Source organism: Mesorhizobium sp. M1406 (assembly GCF_040317555.1).
In the GTDB taxonomy this organism is placed as follows: domain Bacteria; phylum Pseudomonadota; class Alphaproteobacteria; order Rhizobiales; family Rhizobiaceae; genus Mesorhizobium.
Genome location: NZ_JAMYKW010000005.1, coordinates 203,226 through 226,448 on the forward strand (window position 1 = coordinate 203,226; position 23,223 = coordinate 226,448).

20 protein-coding genes are annotated in these 23,223 nt (G+C 61.1%); 11 read left to right on the top strand and 9 right to left on the bottom strand.

Annotated features, from left to right (window positions below; genetic code table 11):
- Entirely contained in the window at positions 1 to 852 is an 852-nt protein-coding gene (gene sseA, locus NKH03_RS07460) for a 3-mercaptopyruvate sulfurtransferase (protein ID WP_352967882.1), read from the bottom strand.
- Between the two features lie 232 nt (positions 853 to 1,084).
- Between sseA and NKH03_RS07465 the strand changes: the two genes are divergently transcribed.
- Genes NKH03_RS07465 through NKH03_RS07475 form a run of 3 tightly spaced genes read left to right on the top strand, consistent with a single transcriptional unit; the run spans position 1,085 to position 3,206 of the window.
- Positions 1,085 to 1,516 (top strand): hypothetical protein, encoded by a 432-nt coding sequence (locus NKH03_RS07465; RefSeq protein ID WP_352868365.1) that lies wholly within the window; start codon positions 1,085 to 1,087, stop codon positions 1,514 to 1,516.
- On the top strand, positions 1,516 to 2,382 hold the full coding sequence (locus NKH03_RS07470) for an alpha/beta fold hydrolase (protein WP_352967883.1): 867 nt from the start codon (positions 1,516 to 1,518) through the stop codon (positions 2,380 to 2,382). Before NKH03_RS07465 ends, NKH03_RS07470 begins: the two co-directional genes overlap by 1 nt.
- 35 nt (positions 2,383 to 2,417) lie before the next feature.
- Positions 2,418 to 3,206, top strand: a complete 789-nt coding sequence (locus NKH03_RS07475; RefSeq protein WP_352868359.1) for a Stf0 family sulfotransferase — start codon at positions 2,418 to 2,420, stop codon at positions 3,204 to 3,206.
- A gap of 9 nt (positions 3,207 to 3,215) precedes the next feature.
- On the opposite strand, the gene NKH03_RS07480 is transcribed toward NKH03_RS07475, so the two are convergent.
- A complete protein-coding gene (locus tag NKH03_RS07480) occupies positions 3,216 to 4,418 on the bottom strand; it encodes a cytochrome P450 (RefSeq protein WP_352868356.1) in 1,203 nt (400 codons plus the stop codon).
- Between the two features lie 220 nt (positions 4,419 to 4,638).
- Here NKH03_RS07480 and NKH03_RS07485 point away from each other — a divergent pair, with 220 nt between their 5' ends.
- Together NKH03_RS07485 and NKH03_RS07490 are read left to right on the top strand one after the other, a co-directional pair.
- Complete coding sequence (locus NKH03_RS07485; protein WP_352868354.1) at positions 4,639 to 5,565, top strand: Lpg1974 family pore-forming outer membrane protein; 927 nt, start codon at positions 4,639 to 4,641, stop codon at positions 5,563 to 5,565.
- 51 nt (positions 5,566 to 5,616) lie between these two features.
- Positions 5,617 to 6,474, top strand: a complete 858-nt coding sequence (locus NKH03_RS07490; RefSeq protein ID WP_352868352.1) for an alpha/beta fold hydrolase — start codon at positions 5,617 to 5,619, stop codon at positions 6,472 to 6,474.
- 39 nt (positions 6,475 to 6,513) lie between these two features.
- Here NKH03_RS07490 and NKH03_RS07495 read toward each other — a convergent pair whose 3' ends face one another.
- A complete protein-coding gene (locus tag NKH03_RS07495) occupies positions 6,514 to 7,257 on the bottom strand; it encodes an alanyl-tRNA editing protein (protein WP_352868349.1) in 744 nt (247 codons plus the stop codon).
- Positions 7,257 to 8,291, bottom strand: a complete 1,035-nt coding sequence (locus NKH03_RS07500; protein ID WP_352868347.1) for a cysteine synthase A — start codon at positions 8,289 to 8,291, stop codon at positions 7,257 to 7,259. Before NKH03_RS07500 ends, NKH03_RS07495 begins: the two co-directional genes overlap by 1 nt.
- Positions 8,292 to 8,517: 226 nt before the next feature.
- Here NKH03_RS07500 and NKH03_RS07505 point away from each other — a divergent pair, with 226 nt between their 5' ends.
- Positions 8,518 to 9,339, top strand: coding sequence for an SDR family oxidoreductase (locus tag NKH03_RS07505; RefSeq protein WP_352868344.1), 822 nt, complete (start codon positions 8,518 to 8,520; stop codon positions 9,337 to 9,339).
- Positions 9,340 to 9,436: 97 nt separating this feature from the next.
- Complete coding sequence (locus NKH03_RS07510; RefSeq protein WP_352967884.1) at positions 9,437 to 10,411, top strand: alpha/beta hydrolase; 975 nt, start codon at positions 9,437 to 9,439, stop codon at positions 10,409 to 10,411.
- A 102-nt stretch (positions 10,412 to 10,513) separates the two neighbouring features.
- Here the strand turns inward: NKH03_RS07510 and NKH03_RS07515 are convergent, their stop codons facing one another.
- Positions 10,514 to 11,929, bottom strand: a complete 1,416-nt coding sequence (locus NKH03_RS07515; RefSeq protein ID WP_352967885.1) for a DEAD/DEAH box helicase — start codon at positions 11,927 to 11,929, stop codon at positions 10,514 to 10,516.
- 405 nt (positions 11,930 to 12,334) lie between these two features.
- On the opposite strand from NKH03_RS07515, the gene NKH03_RS07520 reads away from it, so the two are divergent.
- Positions 12,335 to 13,867: an acyl-CoA carboxylase subunit beta gene (locus NKH03_RS07520; protein ID WP_352868337.1), complete on the top strand. Its 1,533-nt coding sequence runs from the start codon at positions 12,335 to 12,337 to the stop codon at positions 13,865 to 13,867.
- Between the two features lie 88 nt (positions 13,868 to 13,955).
- Here the strand turns inward: NKH03_RS07520 and NKH03_RS07525 are convergent, their stop codons facing one another.
- Complete coding sequence (locus tag NKH03_RS07525) at positions 13,956 to 15,488, bottom strand: NAD(P)H-hydrate dehydratase (RefSeq protein ID WP_352967887.1); 1,533 nt, start codon at positions 15,486 to 15,488, stop codon at positions 13,956 to 13,958.
- A gap of 359 nt (positions 15,489 to 15,847) precedes the next feature.
- On the opposite strand from NKH03_RS07525, the gene NKH03_RS07530 reads away from it, so the two are divergent.
- Positions 15,848 to 16,186, top strand: a complete 339-nt coding sequence (locus NKH03_RS07530) for a P-II family nitrogen regulator (RefSeq protein ID WP_006205430.1) — start codon at positions 15,848 to 15,850, stop codon at positions 16,184 to 16,186.
- A 63-nt stretch (positions 16,187 to 16,249) separates the two neighbouring features.
- Positions 16,250 to 17,659, top strand: a complete 1,410-nt coding sequence (gene glnA, locus NKH03_RS07535; protein ID WP_352868332.1) for a type I glutamate--ammonia ligase — start codon at positions 16,250 to 16,252, stop codon at positions 17,657 to 17,659.
- Between the two features lie 1,059 nt (positions 17,660 to 18,718).
- Here glnA and NKH03_RS07540 read toward each other — a convergent pair.
- Complete coding sequence (locus tag NKH03_RS07540; protein ID WP_352868330.1) at positions 18,719 to 19,759, bottom strand: glutamine synthetase beta-grasp domain-containing protein; 1,041 nt, start codon at positions 19,757 to 19,759, stop codon at positions 18,719 to 18,721.
- Positions 19,760 to 20,074: 315 nt separating this feature from the next.
- Between NKH03_RS07540 and NKH03_RS07545 the strand changes: the two genes are divergently transcribed.
- On the top strand, positions 20,075 to 20,272 hold the full coding sequence (locus NKH03_RS07545; RefSeq protein WP_352868329.1) for a DUF2735 domain-containing protein: 198 nt from the start codon (positions 20,075 to 20,077) through the stop codon (positions 20,270 to 20,272).
- A gap of 66 nt (positions 20,273 to 20,338) precedes the next feature.
- Here NKH03_RS07545 and NKH03_RS07550 read toward each other — a convergent pair whose 3' ends face one another.
- On the bottom strand, positions 20,339 to 22,228 hold the full coding sequence (locus tag NKH03_RS07550; protein ID WP_352967889.1) for an MFS transporter: 1,890 nt from the start codon (positions 22,226 to 22,228) through the stop codon (positions 20,339 to 20,341).
- A gap of 194 nt (positions 22,229 to 22,422) precedes the next feature.
- Positions 22,423 to 23,214, bottom strand: a complete 792-nt coding sequence (locus NKH03_RS07555; protein WP_352967891.1) for an ATP12 family chaperone protein — start codon at positions 23,212 to 23,214, stop codon at positions 22,423 to 22,425.
- Positions 23,215 to 23,223 lie beyond the last annotated feature (9 nt).

Consider the following 23,223-nt stretch of genomic DNA (forward strand, 5'->3'; position numbering starts at 1 on the left):
TCATTCCTTGCCGGTCACGACAGGCGTGTCGGAAAGCCCACCCCACTCCGTCCATGAGCCGTCGTAAAGCCTGTTGTCGGTGTGGCCAAGCGTTTCCAGCGCCAGCGTTGCCACCGCCGCGGTAATGCCGGAGCCACATGAGGTGACGACGGGTTTCGACAGATCGATACCGGCCTCCTCGATCACCTTGCGCAGGCGGTCCTTCGACAACAGCTCGCCATTTTCCGACAGCGCCGAATAGGGCAGATTGCGCGCGCCAGGCATATGGCCCGAGCGGATACCCGTGCGCGGTTCTGGCTCGGTGCCGGTGAAGCGGCCCGGCCCACGGGCGTCGGCGATCTGGCTTTCCCCGGTGTCGACGATCCGGCGCATGTCGGCGAGGCTGGCGACGCGACCAGCGTCGAAATCGGCATGAAACACGCTTGGCGCGATCTTCGTCGGTTCGGCCGTTACCGGCCGGCCGGCCGCCTTCCACCCATCGAAGCCGCCGTCCAGAATATAGGTCTGGAAGACGCCCATCACCCGGAACATCCACCATGCCCGAGGCGCAGAGAAGAAACCCGGGCCGTCATAGACGACGATGGTGTCATCCGCCGAAACGCCCATGGCACCCACATACTGGGCGAAGTGCCGCGGCGACGGCAACATGTGCGGCAGCGGCGAGTCCGGGTCGGAAACGGCATCCTGATCCAGGAACCGCGCGCCCGGAATGTGCGCCGCCTCGTATTCGCCGCGCGCATCGCGCTTTTGCGCCGGGAGATACCAGGACGCATCGATGATCGTCAGGCCCGGCTCGCCGAGACGCTGCTGCAGCCAGTCCGCATCGACGGTGAAAGGGCTGTCCTCTGCCATTCTTGTTCTCCTGCTTCGTCTTCGGCCAACATTGAGCCTGCCTTCTTGGCCGACCGCAATCCTTTGGCTGACCTTCGGTTCGGGATCATGTTCGGCTCGACAATCCGGATGTGTTGTGAGCGCACGACATGTCTGCCGTGGCAGTGCGTTGATTCCGATTGTTTTCGTGTTTCGTGGCGAGTACGGAGTGATGGTTATGATCTGGGGTGGGCGGGGTCAATAAAATCTCGACATGAGCAATCTCCTGTTTTCCCGTGTTCCCAGCAATCCGGTTTCGCTCGGGCTTGTTTGCAATTTTATTGCGCACTATCCGCCTTTTGACGGTTACGAGTTCGGCTTGATGGTGAAGACGCTGCGCTATCAACTGGACCAGCAGACACACATGATCGGCTCGATTGACGACGCCATCGTCGCTTATGTCGGTTGGATACAGACCAGCCGCGAGATAGCAGAAGCCTGGGCGACGAACGGCGGACCACTCAATCCCCTTCCCGGGGGCGACGCCACCGCGGTGACGGTTCTGGCGACGCGGTCCTCGTCCCACATCCTGCCGATGATCAAGAAGGCCAAGCTCATCAACCTCGACAAGTCGGTATTCTGGAAACGCGACTTCATCGACAACCGCGGCTCGGTCAAGCGTGCCGTCCGCAAGCGCGACGTCTGATGGATTCGGCCGACTCCGCCGAGGCGCTGACGCAAGAAATCCTCATCCGGCTGGATGATCGCTACGCCGCGATGTTCGTGCGCATCTGGCGGCCGGCCGGCACGTCGCGCGCAACGGTCTTCTGCCTGCACGGCTTCACCGGCAATGGTGCCGACTTTGACTACCTTGCCACATTCCTGTGCCGCAATGGCTTCCTGGTGATCTGCCCAGACCTGTTGGGACGCGGGCGCAGCGCCTATCTGGGTTCAGGATACGATATCAACGTCTACTCCAAATGCCTGCGTGCGCTTGGCGAGTTCGCCGGGACAGAGAACCACTTCATCGGCACTTCGTGGGGTGGCACGATCTTGCTGTTGTTCCTGCATATGACTCGTTCCAAGGCCGCGAAAATCGTTCTCAACGACGTGCCAATGCTCGGCGGGCCGAAGGTCGACGCGATGCGAAGCGGAGTCACGAAGGAAAGTGCGCTCAAGTTCGAGACCCGCGCAGCGGCGAAGGAGTATCTGGGCGCCTCCAGAGCCGTCATGGGGTCGGTCGAGGAAACGGTCTTCAACCGCTATGTCGAGAACAGAATCGCCGCCAGCCCGGATGGCTTCCGACTTGCCTATGACCCGGCCACGACCGGAAACTTCGACGCCATGACCGGGCGCGATTACGATCTGTTCCCAATCGCAGCCAAGATCGATGCCCGCATCCTCATGATGTACGGCCGCGGCAGCCAAGTCATCGACCGGCAGGCCATCGACCGCACGCGAAAGGCACGGCCCGATCTGTGGCTTGCCGACAATATCGATGCGGGCGATCCGCCGTCGCTGATGACGCTGGACCAGGCCCTGCTCATCCTGGGTTTCCTGTCTGCTGTCTGAAACTGGATTTGTCGTGGCGGGGTTGGTTTCGGAAAATGCATTTCGACGATTTATACAGTGAATATATCGCCGCGACTTATGATCGCCAAAGCTCGGCTGAAAATCCCGCCAAGATCCTGATTTGCACGACTCCGCGAACCGCCGGGCATTCCTATTGCCAGGTCTTGCAGCAGTTCGGCCTTGGAATACCCACCGAATATTTTCAGTGGCAATATGCCTTGCCGTTGATGAGACGATGGTCGGCCGACGACACCATTGACCTCGAAAAACTCAATGAGCAGGCGCCGGTCTTCGGTCGGCATCTCCTGAAGAAGAGGACTGAAAACGGCGTATTCGGCGCCAAGATCTTTTTTGAAAACCTGCCATTCGCGCGCAGTTCGATCGGCGATGACGACGGTAACTCGTTCTACGTGTTCCTCTCCAGGAGAAACAAGGTAGAGCAGACCATAAGCCTGCTCTCGATGCTCCATACAGGCCAGCCCTTCGACAGTCAGGAGACACTGCCTGGGATTCCCACGGTGACAATTTTGAGCGAGAGGGTTGTCCGAGATACCGCGCAGTACATTTTCGACAGCGAGATCAGGTGGAAAAATTACCTGAACAGCATTGATCGCCAGAGAGTGGCTGATGTTTGCTACGAAGACTTTGTCGCGAACCAGCAGGAAAACGTATCCGTCACAATGAGCAATTGGTTCCCGGACTTCGAGCTGAAGTCAAAGGCCATATCGACAAGCAAGCGCTATGCGCATGATGTCGAGTTCAAGACCATGGTCGGAAGGCAATTCGGGGACTACATCCGGCGGTTTTGGCGAGAACGCGCCTGACGTTGCGCTTCATCGACGCGAAACACTGACCGAAGACCCCTCCGCCGGGCGTAATGCCAGCGCATAGTCGAACCGGATCACATCGTCGGCCCGACTGAAGGCGAACTGGCGTACCACGGCGAGAATAGCCTCCTTTACTTCCAGCCGGCCAAGACGCGCGCCACCGCACATGCGCGGTCCGGTGAGAAACGGAATAAAAGCCCGTCGGTCGAAGCTGTTCTCGATGAATTCCTTCCTGCTTGCATCGAACGTGCGCGGGTTTTCCCAGAAGGCTGGATGTTGGTGCACGCCGATGATCGATACCATGATCAGCTGCCCGGCGCGCAGGTCGCGGCCGTCAAGAACGGTATCGGCGCCGACTTCTCGGGTCAGAAACGGTATCGGAGGGAAATAACGCATCGTCTCATTGATGATGCAATCGGTATACGGCGTGAGCACCTCGCCCGAGAGTATCTCGGCATGGATGCGCTCCTGCACCTGCTGATTGGCCCCCAGCCGGTCGATCACCCAAAGTGCCGTCGTCACTGTTGTCTCGACGCCGGCGAAGAAATTCATGACGAACTCCTCGACCGGCGAAAAGCCTTCAACGTCGTGGGCCTCGCTTCTGAAGCGGTCCATCTCGGCCGCCGCCCGTGGGTCCGCCATCAGCCGCGATCCGAAATCGGCGATCACTGCACGGGCGTCCTTGATCGCATTCGCGCGTTCGGCGGTCGTCGGCGACACCCAGGAATAAAATTGGAGACGCCTCAGCACCTCGCGCACCCTGTCGAGCAACACGAGTGTCGCCGCCATATCGGGAACAAGGCCGAAAGCCCGGTAAAATATCGTCATTGACGCAGCAAACAGGGCTTGCTGAATCGCGGGCAGCGTCGCCTCGCTCCCGGAAAGACTGGTGGCATAGATTTCCGCCACGGGATGCTGCTGCGCCGACCTGGCGGCTGCCAAATAGATATCCTGGGTAATGGCGCGCCGGACGGACCAGTCTTCATCATTGGTGTTGAAGCGGCTGAATCCGAGCGCCGAGATCAGAGAGAAGTTCTTTCGGAAAAGCTCCGGCGCCTTGACGATTACGTCGACGGCCTCGGGATTGTCGAAGACAGTCACATTGCCGAGGTCACGGGCCTTTCCATTGGGCCCCACCTGCCCGCTTTGGGCAAAAAGCGCGTAGACGAGATTGTTTAGAACGCTTTCGATTTGCGCCTGATTGTCCATCAATGCCCCCAAGCAGCCATGAACGCCACAGGCATCGCGCTGACGTCTCGACCAGAAAACCCAGCTCTATCATATTTGATTCGCAGGGATAAAAAGCCCTCTGTGGCAAACGCGTAACACTGCCCGACCTAATTATTTGACCAGCTATGACGCCAGATGCCGCTACGGTAATGTGCGGGTGGGCTAAAGCGAATTTATTTTGATTCCAGGCGGGGAAAAAATGCGAAATCATGTTTCAGGCAAGCTTCTTGCCACGGTTGCGGCGTCTGCCGCCTCGGTGACCTCGATCGGCGTGGTTGCAGCCCATGCGGCTGATGCACAGGTTACCGACCAGGCCGTGGTCGATTCCCGCATCAAGATCGCGTTTGAAGGCGCGGTCTATCAGTCCAATGTCGACAAGGTCGGCGACACCAGCGACAAGCTGGGCAGCGGCAGTGACTTTGGCGATCTCTATGGGTCGGTAGCGCTGACCAAACAGATTTCTCCGGATGTCGACTGGCGCATCGCCGGCGCTTTTCACGCCGGACAGGATAATGACTTCAATGTGGACGCGACGGTACCCGGTGGTGTTGTCGGTCTATCGTTCGGCAACAGCTACAATTTTCAAACGCTGGATTTTGATGTCGGCAAACACGTCCAAGTGCAGAGCGCCGACATTCGCTTCTTCGGCGGCGTGCGCTTGCTGCACTCCAAGGAGGAATTGAATTTCAACGTGAGCGCAACGCCGGATGATCCAACCGACAAGGGCGGCAATGTCGACAAGCTCGGCTCATCGGAATTCTATGGCATTGGTCCGCGCCTCGGCGCCGAAGTCTATTATCCGCTCAGCGAGACATGGGGGCTCACCGGAGCGGTTTCCGGCTCGGCCATGTGGGGCCGCCGGACGGACAAGATCAGCTTCCACGTACATGAGGACGATCCGAGCGATCCTACGCCCGATCCAGATGTCGACGTCAGCGAAAGCGAGCATTCCAGCGAGGTCGTGACGAATGTCGACCTTTCCGGCGGCGTGACCTTCAAGCCGTGGGAGAACACCACGTTCACCGCTGGCTATCGAGTTGAGCAGTGGCACAATCTTCTTCTTCTCTCCGACAAGAGCACCCAGACGTTCCACGGGCCGTTCCTGCGCCTCGAAGTCAAGATGTAGCCCAGCGGTTCGGGCTATCGAACTCGGACTGCAGCGTCGAATGGATTGCAATTGACTGAACTGGACGTGGTGTTTGAATCCAAGGTTGCGGTAAACGGCAACGTCAAACTGCACTACACGGCGGCGGGCTCTGGCCCGCCGATTGTGTTTTTGCACGGTTTTCCGGATCACGGGATGGGATGGCGACGACAGCTGCAGGCGCTTTGCGGGCGTTATCGCGTGATCGCGCCGGACCTGCGGGGCTTCGGACAAAGCGATGCGCCGCAAGGATACGGCAACTATGTGTTGGCAAACTTGGTCAACGACGTGCTGGCCGTTCTCGCAGCCGAAAAGCTAACCCAGGCCGCGATTGTCGGCCACGACTGGGGCGCCATTATCGCCTGGTGGCTGGCCATACGCGTGCCGCAGGTCGTGCGCCATCTCATTTTGTTGTCTACGCCGCACCCGCGCAATCATCTGCGCGCTATCGCCGATCCGGCCAATGCCGAGATCACGGAATATATACGTCGCTTCCAGGTGCCGGGCGCAGCCCAGATGCTGGATATCGACGAACTCACAGCCTGGGTGGCCGATCCGCAGGACAGGCAGGCCCTGGTCGACTCGCTCAGGCGATCCGATCCCGAGGCGATGCTCGGCTATTACAGAGCCAACATACCGCTTGGTAAGGTGACCGATGTCGGACCACTGCCTCTCGTCAAGGCGCCGACCCTTGTGCTGTTCGGCACCGACGATCCCTATGTTCCGGTAAACGCTTTCGATGGCACGTTTCGCGAGGTCGACAACGTGACCGCACTGGTGGCGTTGCCAGGCGCCGGCCACTTCATTCACCACCAGGCGGCCAGGTTCGTCACCGAGCAGATCGAAGCGTGGGTGGAGCGCCCGCCTTCCAGCTTCCGCCACTTTGGTTAGGTGCGTCGCGAGAGCACGAAACGGTCGAATGTAGCTTGCCTAGCTTGCCGGCATCGGGCCAAAACGTATGCGGAAGCGCCGGTTTTCGCGGCCTTTCTTCTCGATCTTGCCGATGTGGATTTCACCGACTTCGCCGGTGCTCTTCACATGGGTGCCGCCGCAGGGCTGGCTGTCCACCGAAGCGTTGTCGCCAATACAGACCAGGCGGATATTGCCGGTGCCGACCGGGGGCCGGACGTTCTTGGATTTCACCAGGCCGGGGTTGGCGGCCAGTTCCTCGTCGCTGATCAATCTGGTGAAGATGGGGTGGTCGGCCCGCACCAGGTCCATCAGGCTCGCCGTGACGTCATCCCTGGAGAAGCTGGCATCCGGCATGTCGAAATCGACGCGGCTGTCGTCCTCGGAAACCGCGGCACCCGTGATCGGAAATGGACAGACGACGGTGAGCAGATGGCAGGCGGCATGCATGCGCATCAACAGATGCCGCCGCTCCCAGTCGATCGCCAGCCTCACTGTCTCACCGATCCGTGGCGCCGCCTGTTCCGGCGCCGGCACATGGATGATCTCGTCCTTGGTCTCGCCGGTAATGGTGGCGGCAATGGCGATGCGGCTGCCGTCGCCGCGCTCGAGATGACCCATATCGCCCGGTTGACCGCCCGACGTGGCGTAGAAGATCGTCCGATCGAGAATGATGGCGCCGCGGTCGTTGATGGCAACGACCGTCGCGTCCGCCGTGCGCAGATAGGCGTCGTCGCGAAACAGCGCATGTGTCTTGTGCGGCATCACGCGACCTTTTCGAACGGCACCGAAATCTTGCTCTTCAGCTCCATCCAGCCTGGCACCGGCAGCTGCTTCCCGCGCAAGAATTCCGGATTGAACAGCTTCGACTGATAGCGTGTGCCGTAGTCGCAAAGAATGGTCACGATGGTGTGGCCGGGGCCCAATTCCCGAGCCAGACGGATCGCGCCGGCAATGTTGATGCCGGTCGAGCCGCCGACGCAAAGGCCTTCTTCCTGGATGAGGTCGAAGACGATCGGCAGCGCATCCTCGTCGGGGATCTGGAATGAAAAATCCGGCGTGAAGCCTTCGAGATTGGCGGTGATGCGCCCTTGCCCGATGCCTTCGGTGATCGAGCTGCCTTCGGACTTCAGCTCGCCGCTGGTGTAGAAGGAGTAGAGCGAAGCTCCCAGCGGATCGGCGAGCGCGATCTTTACATCCTTGCTTTTCGCCTTCAGCCCGAAGGCGACGCCGGCCAGCGTTCCGCCCGAACCAACCGCCGAGACAAAGCCGTCGACCTTGCCACCGGTCTGGTTCCAGATCTCCTCCGCCGTGGTACGGATATGGCCGTCGCGGTTGGCGACATTGTCGAACTGATTGGCCCAAATGGCGCCGTTCGGCTCCGTGCCCGCCATCTGCTCGGCCAGCCGGCCCGATAGTTTCACGTAATTGTTGGGGTTCTTGTAAGGCACCGCGGGCACCTCGATCAGTTCGGCGCCGAGCAGTTTGATCGTGTCCTTCTTTTCCTGGCTCTGCGTGTCCGGAATGACGATGACGGTGCGGTAGCCGAGCGCCTTGGCGACCAGCGTCAATCCGATGCCGGTGTTGCCTGCCGTTCCCTCGACGATCACACCGCCGGGCTTCAGCAGCCCGCGCTGCTCGGCGTCACGGATGATGAACAGGCCCGCGCGATCCTTGACCGATTGGCCCGGATTCATGAATTCGGCCTTGCCCAGGATCTCGCAGCCGGTTTGCTCAGAAGCTTTGTTGAGGCGGATCAGAGGCGTGTTGCCGATCGCGTCGATCACAGAACGGGGCATTCAGGATTCCTTGTGTAGGTGCGCCGAACCCTAGAAACCCGAAGCTTCGGTTTCAAGGCAAGAATTTGTCTGGTCCAGTCGCATTTGCGGTACTGTTGTTGCACCAACGCTTCCCGAGACCGCTCTCTTACGCCACTGTTCATTTTCCAGCTGAGGTTGAAAAGCAGCTTTTCATTCGATTTCTTCATCGCTAGAGCAAAGCACCAACAAGTCGACAGGGCGCAGCATGACACTCTACCGGGCCAACCCGAAGCACGGCGTCGCCTGGATCACGGGCGGCAGCAGCGGCATCGGCCGTTCGCTGGCCAGAGATCTTGCATCCCAGGGCTATGCCGTGGCGGTGACGGCGCTTGACGACGATCCGATCGACACGCTTGTCGTCGAGACCGCGCAGATGCCGGGCAGTGTCACGGCCTTTCCCTGCGACGTCACCGACGAACCGCGCATGACAAGAACCGTCGCCGCGATCGAGAAGGAACTCGGTCCCATCGTGCTCGCCATCTTCAATGCTGGAAACTACATTTCGACGCCGGGTGAAAATCTCGTCGTCAACGACTTTCGCCGGTCCTTCGAGGTCAACTATTTCGGCATCATCAATGGCCTGGTGCCCGTCATGGAACGCATGCGCGTGCGGGCACGCGGCCATGTCGTGCTGGTCGGCTCCGTCACGTCCTATTTCGGCTGGCCGACAACGGCCGCCTATGGCGGCACCAAGGCGGCAATCAACATCCTGGCCGAGTCGCTGAAGTATGATTTCGACAAGATGAACGTGCGCATCCAGGTGTTCAATCCGGGCTTCATCGACACCCCGCTGACCGAGAAGAACATGCTGCCGATGCCGGGACTGATGCCGGTCAGCCGCGCGTCGCGCCGCATGGCGCGGGGCATCAAGTCCGGCGGTTTCGAAGTCACCTTCCCGCGCCGGACAAGCTGGCCCCTGAAACTGCTCAGCGTCCTGCCGAGGCCGCTGTGCAGAGGATTTATCAGCCTGATGACCAACTGGAAGGCGCGGCCGCTGCATTACGACCGCAAGCCGCCAATCGAATAGGGTCGCTGGCGAAGTTGGCGGGCGCCCCGCTTCGGGCCGCCGTTTGCCTGCGGTGGCCGCCGCCATAGGTTGAGAGATTGTTTGCGTGGAGTCTGCGATGGGGCGACGGATCGTGCTTGCTGTGCTAGGCTTTGTCGCCATCCTCGCACTGGCCATCGTGCTCGGCCCACGCGTCCCCGTCGACACCACGATCCGCTTCGATCCCTCGGTCATCGGCGACGATCCGCAGGCCTATGTGGCAAAGGTCGAAGCCGCCATTCCCGGAATCCGCGACGGGCTGGAGAAGGAGATCGTCTGGGCCAACCCGATGCTGCATGCCAGGACGCCGCTGGCGATCGTCTACATCCACGGCTTTTCCGCATCGAAAGGCGAGGTCCGCCCGCTGCCGGACGAAGTGGCCGACCAACTCGATGCCAATCTCTTCTACACCCGTCTTACCGGTCACGGGCAGGACGGCGCGGCGATGACGCAAGGCAGCATCAATGCCTGGATCAACGACTATGTGGAGGCGCTCGCCATTGGCCGGGCGATCGGCGACAAGGTGATCGTCATCTCGACTTCGACCGGCGGCTCGCTGGTCACATGGGCGGCAACGCAGCCGGGCGCATCGGACGGGGTGGCGGCGATCGCGTTCATCTCGCCGAATTTCGGCATGAAGGCTTCGGGTGCCGAAATCCTGACCGTGCCATGGGGAAAACAGATCGCCAGGCTGGTTGCGGGCAAGGAACACATCTTCGTGCCGCGCAACGCGCTGCATGAAAAATTCTGGACCTACCGCTACCCGATCGAAGCGACCTTGCCGATGCAGGCGCTGACTGACCTTGCCTATGGCGCCCCGGTGGAGAAGGCGACCATCCCTGCTTTGTTCATCTTCTCGGATTCGGACAAAGTGGTGCGGCCCGACCGCACCCGCGAGATCGCCGGGCGCTGGGGCGCGCCGCATGAACTGGTCCCGGTCGACGACACCGGCGACCCGGACAACCACGTCATCGCCGGCGACGCGCTGTCGCCATCGACCACGGCCTTTCTGGCGCAAAGGATTGCCGTCTGGGTCGAGGCGGTGGTCAAGTAAGCGGATGAAAAAAGGGGCGACCGAAGCTTTGCTTCAGCCGCCCTTTTTGTCGGTCCCGGCAATCAGCCAGCCTGAGCCTGACTGATTGCGATACGGTCTGGCTTACGCAGCCCGCGCCGCCGGACGCTTGCCGCCGAAGCGGCGCTTATTGTTGCCTTTAAAGGCTGGCTTGGCGCCTTCCGGCTTGCGCTCGCCGGCGAAGGCCGGCTTGTCGCCGAAGCGCTTCTTGCCAAAACCGTTGCCTTTGTTCTCGCCACCGGGCCGCCTGCCGTCGCGACGACCATTGCGGTCATTGGCCGGTTCGAAGCGCTCGTTCTTTTCAGCCGGATTGCGCTGCGGATCGGGGCTGCCGAGATGGTCGGCAACGATCGGCAGCTTGGTGCGGATGATGCGTTCGACCTGGCGCAGCTTGCTGTTCTCAGAGGGATCGCAAAGCGTAATGGCGATGCCGTCCATGCCATTGCGGCCGGTGCGGCCGATGCGGTGGACATAGCTCTCCGCTTCGTCCGGCAGGTCGAAATTCACGACATGGCTGATGCCGGGGACGTCGATGCCACGCGCGGCAATGTCGGTCGCCACCAGAATGCGCACCGAACCCTCGCGGAAATCGTTCAGCGCCTTCTGGCGGGCGTTCTGCGACTTGTTGCCGTGGATGACGGCGGCCTTGAAGCCGTCGCGCTCGAGGTCCTTGGTCACCCTGTCGGCACCATGCTTGGTGCGCGAAAAGATGATGACGGACTTCATCGCTTCGTCGGCGAGCATCGTCGACAGCACCTGGCGCTTCTGCTTGGTGCGGGCAAAGACGACGCCTTGCACGATCTCGGCCGCTGCCGTGCTTTGCGGCGCGACTTCAACGCGAATCGGGTTCTTCAGCAGGCCCTTCGCCAGTTCGGCGATCTCATTGGGCATGGTCGCCGAGAACAGCACCGTCTGACGGTCGGGCGCGGTCGCCTTGGCGATGCGCTTGACGTCATTGATGAAGCCCATGTCGAGCATGCGGTCGCCTTCGTCGAGCACCAGCCATTTGGTGTCGGCAAGCACGAGGTCGCCTTCACGCACAAGATCGGTCAATCGGCCGGGCGTTGCGATCAGGATGTCGACGCCGGGCGCAACCTTCTTCACCTGGCTGAAGCGCGAGACGCCGCCGAGCACGAGCGCGGTCGAGACATGCGCGCCCTTGGCGAGGATCTTGATGGTGTCCTCGATCTGCACGGCGAGTTCGCGCGTCGGCGCCAGAATCAGCGCACGCGCCGTCTTGGCGCGCCGCTTGGTGCCGAGAGCGATGATCTTCGACAGGATCGGCAGCGCGAAGGCCGCGGTCTTGCCGGACCCCGTCTGGGCGATGCCGAAAATGTCACGGCCTTCCATCTGCGGCGGGATCGCCTGTGCCTGGATAGGCTTCGGTTCGGTGAAACCGGCGTTATGGGTGGCCTTGAGCAGCGCGCCCGTAATACCCAGTGCGGCGAAACCGGTAAGTTCCGCGGTGTTGCTACCGAGCAAAGTGTTTTCGTTTGTCAAAATAATCTTCTTTCACGCGGCTTCGGCCGCAAACATCGATGGCGGCAGGGCGCAACCTGCCGTCGAACAAATTGTCATGGAACGACAAGGCGGCGGACGTTTCCGTCCGCGCGGCTGCGCTGTCGTGCCCGCGGGCATCATGCCACGGGGCTTTTTCGCCGCTTTGTGATGTACCGGAAAGAGGGGCCGATATACCGGAAAGAGGGAAAACAGACGCAACCAGTCTCATTCGTCGAGAAGGCCGGAGTGTCCCGGCCCAAGCGCCTATGTCGCCGCATATGGCCCAGTTCGCCGCCAAATGCAAGGGGCGTCATGCTGCAGCGCAACAAAGACGGGCGTAAGCGGCGCTTGCGCTCGCCTGCAGGCACGATTACCACGAAATGCCGCTGGCCTGGGAGGTAATCGATGAAGGACGTGCTGAAGGAACTCGAGCGCCGGCGCGAGATCGCCCGCATGGGTGGTGGCCAGGCGCGCATCGATGCCCAGCATAAGAAGGGCAAGCTTACCGCGCGCGAACGCATCGAGGTATTTCTCGACGAGGGCTCGTTCGAGGAATTCGACATGTATGTCGAGCACCGTTCGACCGATTTCGGCATGGAGAAGACCAAGATCGCCGGCGACGGCGTGGTCACCGGCTGGGGCACGGTCAACGGCCGTCCGGTCTACCTCTTCGCCAAGGATTTCACCGTGTTCGGCGGGTCGCTGTCGGAGGCTCACGCCGAGAAGGTCATCAAGGTGCAGGAGATGGCGCTGCGCAATCGTGCGCCGATCGTCGGGCTTTATGATGCCGGCGGCGCGCGCATCCAGGAAGGCGTGGCCGCGCTCGGCGGTTATGCCGAGATATTCCAGCGCAATGTGCTGGCGTCCGGCGTCATTCCGCAGATCTCGGTGATCATGGGGCCTTGCGCCGGCGGCGACGTCTATTCGCCTGCCATGACCGACTTCATCTTCATGGTGCGCGACACCTCCTACATGTTCGTCACCGGGCCGGATGTGGTGAAAACCGTCACCAACGAGACCGTGACCGCCGAGAGCCTCGGCGGCGCTTCCGTCCATACGACGAAATCCTCCATCGCCGACGGCGCCTATGACAATGACGTCGAAGCGCTGCTGCAGATGCGCCGGCTGGTCGACCTGCTTCCGGCTTCCAACACGTCAGAGCTTCCCGAGATCGAATGCTACCAGTCGGTCACCGACCATGATTTGTCGCTCGACCGGCTTATCCCCGACAACGCCAACAAGCCCTACGACATCAAGGAGTTGATCCTGAAAGTCGCCGATGAAGGCGACTTCTTCGAGATCCAGCAGAATTTTGCGAAAAACATCGTCACCGGGTTCGGACGCGTCGAGGGCCGCACGGTCGGCTTCGTCGCCAACCAGCCGATGGTGCTGGCCGGCGTGCTCGATTCCGACGCCAGCCGCAAGGCGGCGCGTTTCGTGCGCTTCTGCGACTGCTTTTCGATCCCGATCGTCACCTTTGTCGATGTTCCCGGCTTCCTGCCCGGCACGGCGCAGGAATATGGCGGGCTGATCAAGCATGGCGCCAAACTGCTGTTTGCCTATGCCGAGGCCACCGTGCCGAAGATCACCGTCATCACCCGCAAGGCCTATGGCGGCGCCTATGACGTGATGGCGTCAAAGCATCTGCGCGGCGACATGAACTATGCCTGGCCGACGGCGCAGATCGCGGTGATGGGCGCACGGGGCGCGGTCGAGATCATCTACCGCAAGGACATTGGCGACGCCGAAAAGATCGCAGCCCATACAAAGGCTTACGAGGATCGCTTCCTGTCGCCTTTCGTCGCCGCCGAGCGTGGCTATGTCGACGAGGTGATCATGCCGCACTCGACCCGCCGCCGTATTGCGCGGGCGCTCAGGATGCTGCGCAACAAGGACATGCAGAACCCCTGGAAGAAGCACGACAACATACCGCTGTAAGGCGCCCGCACCAGTTTCAGCGTGGAATAATCGAGCGATTCAAATTCCGCGGCTTGGAATAGTTGGGTAATCGGATGATTGGCTTGCGCTACCGCGCGTCGAAGAGTTCGCGCAGCGCCGGCACCAGCGCCAGCGGCAGATCCTCGGCGATAAGACCGGGTCCGAACCGGCTGCCGGCTTCGGCGTGCAGCCACACCGCCGCGCAGGTTCCCGCGAAGGGCGGCATGCCTTGTGCGAGCAGGCCGGCAATGATGCCCGACAACACGTCGCCCGACCCGGCTGTGGCCAGCCACGGCGCGCCGTTGGAATTGATCGCCGCTTTGCCATCGGGAGCAGCGATCACCGTGTCGGCGCCCTTGTAGACGATGACGGCATTGGCGCGCTTGGCTGCCGCGCGCGCCTTGGCCAGCTTCGACAGGGTCTCATTCCCCGCGATATCAGGGAACAGTCGGCCGAATTCACCCTCATGCGGCGTTATCACCAACGCTGGAGCGTTCGGCTGACGGGCGGCTTCGAACAATGCCTCGGATTGGTGAGCCAGCGATGTGATGGCGTCGGCATCCAGCACGATCACACTTGCGTGGCTTGGGTTCGCCGACGCGCGCGCACCATCCTCCAAAGCCTTGATCAGTTGCAGGGCAAAATCGCCGACCTTGGGTTTGGGGCCGAGCCCCGGTCCGAACACCAACGCTTCGGGATGGCGCGCCGTCAGGAATTCCTGCACCTCCTCGAGCGAACCCGCCTCTCGCAGCATGATCGAGGTCAGATGTGTCGCGTTCACCTGCATGGCATTGGGCGGCGACAGCACGGTGACCGCCCCTGCCCCGCTTCTCGCGGCGGCCATCGCCGACAGCCGCGCCGCGCCCGTCGCGCTGGGGCCGCCGGAAAAGACGCCGACATGGCCGCGCTTGTATTTGTGCGCGTCGACCGCCGGTGCGGGAAAATCCCGCAACCACAGGTCCGGCCCATTCTCGAAAGTCGAGACGGCGAGTTGGGCGATGATGCCGTCGCCGATGCCGATATCGGCGAGCACGATTTCACCGCATTGCCCGCGCCCCGGCAGCAGCAGGTGGCCAGGCTTTTTCCGCGCGAAGGTGACGGTGACCTCGGCGCGAAACGCCCGGCCCAATATTTCGCCGCTGGCTCCCGAGACGCCCGACGGCAGGTCGACCGCGACCACCGGCAGGCGCAAGGCTGTCACGCTTTCGACAGCTTTCGCGGCATCGCCGGACAGCGGCTTGGACAGTCCGGCCCCATAGAGCGCGTCGACCACGATCGAGCCGGCCTCGGCATCAAATCCAGACAGCGGCCGCGGCTTGATCGGGCATTCCGAGGCCGCGAGCGCCGCATCGCTTTCCGGCCTCGGCGGTCCGGATGCCCAGATTGTGGTGCCGACGCCGCTGTCGGCCAGGATACGGGCGACGACGTAGCCATCACCGCCGTTATTGCCGGGTCCGCACAGCACATGGACGTGCGTCGCCGAGGGATATCGCATGAGAACCTCGGCCGCGACCGCCTCGCCGGCTCGGCGCATCAGGCCGATACCGTCGACTGGACCGGCGGCAATCGTCAGCCGATCCGCCTCGCTCATTTCGGCGGGGACAAGAAGTTCGTTGCTCATGGATTGCCGATCCGCATTCGATCAAGCATTGTCCAATTTTCGATCCGAAGCAAACAAGGGGGAGTTGCCGAGATCAGGAGTCATATCGTAGGCATGAGGGCATCGCAGGCACAAGATTGCCTGAAGGATAGGCGATACGCCTAATCTTTGTGCGAACGCAGGTGCCGGCGCTGTGTAGGCTCCAACAGCCCATGCCGGTTTCGGTGTAGCGTATGACGTGAATTTGCATCCAGGTGCGGTGCGACTTTGAAATCGTATGAGAACGCTTCGAATCCGTCTAATTGGCATAGTTCGTGCTTGATGGAAGCGCAAGCGGGGGTTCACAACCCGTTTTTTTGGCAGTGGAGGCCACTTTTTACATGAAAAAGATCGAAGCGATCATCAAGCCATTCAAGCTGGACGAAGTGAAGGAAGCGCTTCAGGAGGCCGGACTGCAGGGCATTACTGTCACCGAGGCAAAGGGCTTCGGTCGTCAGAAGGGCCATACCGAGCTCTACCGCGGCGCCGAATATGTCGTCGATTTCCTGCCCAAGGTGAAAATCGAGGTCGTTCTTGGCGACGATGCGGTCGAAGGCGCGATCGAGGCCATCCGCAAGGCGGCGCAGACCGGCCGTATTGGCGACGGCAAAATCTTCGTTTCCAATATCGAGGAAGTCGTGCGAATCCGTACCGGCGAAACAGGCATGGACGCGGTCTGACCCGACCCCGCATTCTCCTAGAACGTCATCATAAAAAAACGTCATCACACAGGGATACATGACATGACGACAGCCAAAGACATCATGAAGCAGATCAAGGACAACGACGTGAAATTCGTCGACCTGCGCTTCACGGACCCGAAGGGCAAGCTGCAGCACGTGACGATGGATGTCATCGAGGTCGAGGAAGACATGTTCGCCGACGGCGTGATGTTCGACGGATCGTCGATTGCCGGCTGGAAGGCCATCAATGAGTCCGACATGGTGCTGATGCCTGATCCGGACACCGTCCACATGGACCCGTTCTTCGCCCAGTCGACCATGGTCATCCTGTGTGACATCCTCGATCCGGTTTCGGGTGAGTCCTACAATCGCGATCCGCGCGGCACGGCCAAGAAGGCCGAGGCCTACATGAAGTCGGAAGGCATCGGCGACACCGTCTTTGTCGGCCCGGAAGCCGAGTTCTTCGTCTTCGACGATGTGAAGTACAAGGCCGACCCCTACAACACCGGCTTCAAACTCGACTCAACCGAACTGCCGTCGAACGACGATACCGACTATGAGACCGGCAATCTCGGCCACCGTCCGCGCATCAAGGGCGGCTACTTCCCGGTACCGCCGATCGACAGTGCGCAGGACATGCGCTCGGAAATGCTGACCGTGCTCGCCGAGATGGGCGTGCGCGTCGAAAAGCACCACCATGAGGTGGCGGCTGCCCAGCACGAACTCGGCATCAAGTTCGACGCGCTGGTGCGCAACGCCGACAAGATGCTGATCTACAAATACGTCGTGCATCAGGTTGCCAATGCCTACGGCAAGACGGCGACCTTCATGCCGAAGCCGATCTTCGGCGACAACGGCTCGGGCATGCACGTCCACATGTCGATCTGGAAGAACGGCAAGCCGACCTTCGCCGGCAACGAGTATGCCGGACTGTCGGAAACCTGCCTGTTCTACATCGGCGGCATCATCAAGCACGCCAAGGCGATCAACGCCTTCACCAATCCGCTGACCAATTCCTACAAGCGTCTGGTTCCGGGTTATGAAGCGCCGGTGCTGCTCGCCTATTCGGCGCGCAACCGCTCGGCCTCCTGCCGCATCCCGTTCGGCTCGTCGCCGAAGGCCAAGCGGGTCGAGATCCGCTTCCCCGATCCGGGCGCGAACCCCTATCTCGGCTTCGCGGCGCTGCTGATGGCCGGCCTCGACGGCATCAAGAACAAGATCCACCCCGGCCAGCCGATGGACAAGGATCTCTACGATCTGCCGCCGAAGGAACTGAAAAAGATCCCGACCGTCTGCGGGTCGCTGCGTGAAGCGCTGCAGAGCCTCGACAAGGACCGCGGCTTCCTGAAGGCCGGCGGCGTGTTCGACGACGACCAGATCGACAGCTACATCGAGCTGAAGATGGCCGAAGTGATGCGCTTCGAAATGACCCCGCATCCGGTCGAGTACGACATGTACTACTCCGTCTGAGATCCAATCTCGGACTAAGATTCAATATGATATTCAGGCCCTTGAAAGATTTTCCTCTTTCAAGGGCTTTTTGCTGCGCTCCAATACGCCGTGCTTACTGATCGGCCCGCTCTCGCGCGCGCCGACTGGGCGGCGTATCCACGCTGACTTTTCGACGATCGCGCGTGCCCGGATTCATGAGCGCGGTCCATTGGCGCGCACGGCACGTCAATCCGGTGACGTTGGCCTCAGGCACAGTAAGGTCCGATGGATGACAAGAGGATCACTGTTCGATCGCGAACATGAAGCCAGGAGCGAGCGGCGCACTGTCTCAGGCTACAGTGACCGCTCGTCCGGCGCCCCCGCCAATGCCGCCGTTCAAGAAAACCCCGCCCGTCCGAACAGCATTGCGTGACGTAACCCCAAGGCCTGCGAATACGCATGCTGCACCGCGACCTGTCAACGCCACCAAGCGGACTGTGGTTAGCCGATTTCGCAACGTGAACAGATGCTTATGGAAGGGTCTTTGCCATGAATAAGTGCTGAAAAAACGCTGTTTTCCGGGCTTTTTGACAAGTGATCGCCGGAATCGGACAGGGCGGCGACGGGGACGTAGGAGGGATTCCGACCGGCTGAATTGCCTGACTTTTTCTGGGTATGTTCTGGCGAGGATGCGATCTGCCGGCTAACGGGAAAAGAACCCGGACCCTTGGCCGGAGTTCTTGCTAGCGAGCCGGAGGGACCGTACACCGCCGCCACCACCATGATCAGCCCCGTTGCCATCGGGCTCAGACGGCGGAGGGCGACGTCCAAAGAGACTTGATCGCTCTCTATAAGGAAGCAGGCCTACAGGGTGATGGTTTGCTTGTAAGGGACCAACGAAAGCGCCGGCAACCCTGAGCAAGGCAATACTACCTGCGTCGATTGGAAATGGCGTCGACCGCTCCAAAGCTCAAACAGCGCGCCAAACTTGCATCACAGAAAAGACCCCGGCTTTCGCCGGGGTCTTGGGCAGATAGCTAGTTGGATGGACTTCAGACGGTCACGGCATAAACCCTTGGTCCGCGCCGTGACGAAGGCTTAAGCCGCGGCCGAAACCTGGGCGCTTTCCGAGACCGAAGCGATCGTCTTCAGGATCTGCGAGGCGATCTGGTAGGGGTCGCCCTGCGAGTTCGGACGGCGGTCTTCCAGATAGCCCTTGTAGTCGTTGTTGATGAAGGAATGCGGCACGCGGATCGAGGCGCCGCGATCGGCGATGCCATAGCTGAACCTGTTCCACGGCGCGGTCTCGTGCTTGCCGGTCAAACGCTTGTCGTTGTCCGGTCCGTAGACGGCGATGTGATCCATCAGGTTCTTGTCGAAAGCCGCCATGAGCGCCTCGAAATAAGCCTTGCCGCCGACTTCGCGCATATAGGCCGTCGAGAAGTTGGCGTGCATGCCCGAGCCATTCCAATCGGTGTCGCCGAGCGGCTTGCAGTGGTATTCGATGTCGATGCCGTATTTCTCGGTCAGGCGCTGCATCAAATAGCGTGCCATCCACATCTGGTCGGCGGCTTTCTTGGAGCCCTTGCCGAAAATCTGGAATTCCCACTGGCCCTTGGCCACTTCGGCGTTGATGCCTTCATGGTTGATGCCGGCGGCGAGGCAGAGGTCGAGATGTTCCTCGACGATCTGGCGCGCGACGGAGCCGACATTGGAATAACCGACGCCGGTGTAGTACGGGCCCTGCGGTGCGGGATAGCCGCTCTCGGGGAAGCCGAGCGGGCGGCCATCCTTGTAGAAGAAATACTCCTGCTCGAAGCCGAACCAGGCGCCCTCGTCGTCGAGGATGGTGGCGCGCTTGTTGGAGGCATGCGGCGTCACGCCATCGGGCATCATGACTTCGCACATGACCAGCACGCCGTTGGTGCGGGCAGGATCGGGATAGACGGCGACCGGCTTCAGCACGCAATCGGAGCTGTGCCCCTCGGCCTGCTGGGTCGAGGAACCGTCGAAGCCCCACAGCGGCAGCTGCTCGAGCGTCGGGAATTCGGCGAATTCCTTGATCTGCGTCTTGCCGCGAAGGTTGGGGACCGGAGTGTATCCATCGAGCCAAATGTACTCGAGCTTGTATTTCGTCATTCTAGCCTCTCGTTGCTTGATCACCGAACCTGGATGACGCCGGCGCGCCGAGCCATCCAGCAGCCCAGCTGCCAAGTCGATAAAATGCAATTCGTGTGCCATTTCCGCTGCGCCGGGTGCGTCAAAAATGCCCGTTCATCCCGGCGATGCAGCCGAGCCGCCTAAGCAATGCGCCACGATCGACCAGAAGCAGAATCTGCTTAAATAACATGCAAATACTGATCTTTCTTTAGGCATCTTGCCTAAATGGTTCGCAGGACTTACTTTCATGAAAAGATGAATCGGCAAGGGTCCGCAGAAGAAAGGAGACAGCCAATGGAGATCACCTCAGCCCGTCCGTCGGCAAAAATCCTGATGTTCCCGATGGCAGCGCGCATGGCTGCCTCAAATTTAGGCGTGAAGGCTAAGTTCGCGGCAGAGCTTGCCTCTTTGCGCGATCATCCGCTTGATCATGGCGAGGCCTGGTACCACGAGGCTGCCATCGCGGAAGCCGAACCGCCTCGCAAAAGCTAGTCCTACAACAAGAAAAACCCGGCGCGATTGCTCGCGCCGGGTTTTTCTTTGGGCGCTTGAATTCGCCTACTCCTTGGAGTGCAGATTGGTGCCGAGCGTATCCTTCACGAAGATCATGCCGATGACCAGCGACATCGCCGCGATCACCACCGGATACCAGAGGCCATAATATATGTCGCCCTTGTAGGCACTCAGGGCAAACACCGTTGCCGGCAGCAGGCCTCCGAACCAGCCATTGCCGATGTGGTAGGGCAGCGACATGCCGGTGTAGCGAATGCGGGTCGGGAACATCTCGACCAAGATCGCCGCGATCGGCCCGTAGACCATGGTCACGAACAGGACCAGGATGAACAGGATACCGATGGTCATTGGCCAGTTGACGGCCGCCGGGTCGGCAAACATAGCGAACGCGCCGCCAGCCGGGATATTGTAGACGGTGACTTCGGGCGCACCCGCTGCTTCATCGGTGGTCAGCAGATTGTCCTTCACCGCCTGGTCGATCGGCACAGTAGCCTTTTCACCGGCGCGGATCGCGGCAGCGTCCAGCTTCAGTTCCGGGTTGGCGGCGACAAACGCGTCGAGCTTCTGGTCCGCAACCTTGATCGCCGCACGCTTCAGCGGATAGCCTCCGTCTTTCAGAGCCATGTTGACGGCTTTCACGAAGGCTGCGTCCTTGGCCTTGGCCTGATCGCCAGCGGCGACGGCGTCATAGGAAGCCACCGTCTCGTTGCCGATCTTGACTGATGCGGCTGTTCCGGCCGCAGCCGTCGACACCACGTCATAAGGAACCGAGTTCTTGGTCAGGAACGACGTTGCGATGTCACAGGACGTCGTGAACTTCGCCGTGCCGACCGGATTGAACTGGAACCTGCAGTCGCCGGGTGCAGCCGTCACCGTGGCGCGGGTGTTCTGCTGCGCCGTCGCAAGCGCCGGATTTGCAGCCCAGGTCAGCGCCTTGAACAGCGGGAAGGTGCAGACAATCGCCAGAGCAAGACCCGCCATGATGATCGGCTTGCGGCCGATCTTGTCGGAGAGCCAGCCGAAGACGACGAAGAAGATCGATCCGATCGCCAGTGCGATGGCGATCATGATGTTTACCGACTGCGCGTCGACCTTGAGCACGTTGGTCAGGAAGAACAGTGCGTAGAACTGGCCGTTGTACCAGACCACGGCTTGGCCGGCGGTGAGGCCGAGCAGCGCCAGCAGGGCAATCCTGGCATTCTTCCATTGGCCGAAGGCTTCCGTTAGCGGCGCCTTGGAGCCCTTGCCCTCATCCTTCATGCGCTGGAAGGTCGGCGATTCGGAGAGCGAAAGCCGGATCCAGATCGAGACGCCGAGCAGCAGGAAGGAGACGATGAACGGAATACGCCAGCCCCAGGCAGCATAGCTTTCCTTGCTCAGTGAAGCCTGTACGATCAGGATCACAATCAGCGACAGGAACAGGCCGAGCGTCGCCGTCGTCTGGATCCATGAGGTGTAGTAGCCCCGCCGGTTGTCCGGGGCGTGCTCGGCGACGTAAGTGGCCGCGCCGCCATATTCGCCACCCAGCGCCAGGCCCTGCAGCATGCGCAGGATGATCAGGATCACGGGGGCGGCGATGCCTAAGGTCGCATAACCAGGCAGCAGACCGACCAGGAAGGTCGACAGGCCCATGATCGTCATGGTGACAAGGAACGTATATTTGCGGCCGACGAGGTCACCGATGCGGCCGAACAGCAGTGCACCGAACGGGCGCACCAGAAACCCGGCGGCGAAAGCCAGCAGCGCGAAGATATTGCGCGTCGCTTCCGGAATGGTCGGACTGAAAAACGTCGAGCCGATGAACACCGCGAGCGAGCCGTAGAGATAGAAATCGTACCATTCGAAAACGGTGCCGAGCGAGGAAGCGAAGATGACCTTCTTCTCTTCCCGTGTCATGCCGCGGCTCGTTCTGCCGGCGGTCGATGCGATTGCCATTGTGTTTTCCTCCCGTGAGACCCGTTGTCCTCGAAGCTGCGCGTCAACATCCGTGTTCTCCTCCGAACGCAGACTCAGGGCAGCCATCAACGGGAAAAATGACAGAAAGTACTGCCCAAAGGCAGCGCGTCTTTGGGATTATGACTTTGGTATTAGGTGCGCCGCGGGATGAAGCGGAGCGAGCGGCGGAACCGTCATCCCTTGAGCGCCTCGAGCAAGCCGGCGGCAGCCATCATGTCGCGCTTGCGGGCCGAGCGGCGCGCGACGGCTTCCGCATCCTGCCCCCAATGCTCGATCTGCCAGTCCTCGTCGACATGCCCGGCAGCCCAGGCCCCCTCGGCGTCGAGCGCGCCGAAATCGACAGCCAGTGCCAGCAGCGCCGAGCCGGTCAGCGAGGTCATCACATGGATGGCGGCGAGCCGCAGCGGTTCGGCCCGTTGGGCGAGATGGCTGCCCAGCACGGCGATGGTTTCGCGCGGCTGCTCGACGTGGATGATGCCCTCGGCGAGATTGAATCTTGCCCCGAGCGTCCCCCTCGCCCAATCGAGGACCGGATCCCAATGTTCGTTCTGCCGCTCCACCAGCCCTTGCGGCACGTCGGCACGGTAGCAGAGCAGATCGGACGAGGCAAAGCGCAGAATGTCTTCCAGCACCGCCTGCGGATCGCTGGCGACGCCATCGATGGCGGTGTTCACAAGCCGCATAACCGGCATTGTCACCGGATCGATGGTCTCGCCCTGGGCGGCGAACTCATCGGCGACGAGCGCTGCCGCCGCCTCGGTCGGCAGCACCAGCAGCGCCTTACCCGGCGTGCGCACCGGCTTGCCGTCGAGATGCACGGCAAAGCCGTTGTCCACCGGCGCGACCGAGACGGTCTTGTAGAAGCGCTTAGGCAGATGCGTCTTCATCTGGATCTGGGCGCGACGCACCGGATCGGGATCGGAAAGATATTTGCCCGCTTCGAGGTCGTTGAGGATATCACGCATAAAAGTCTC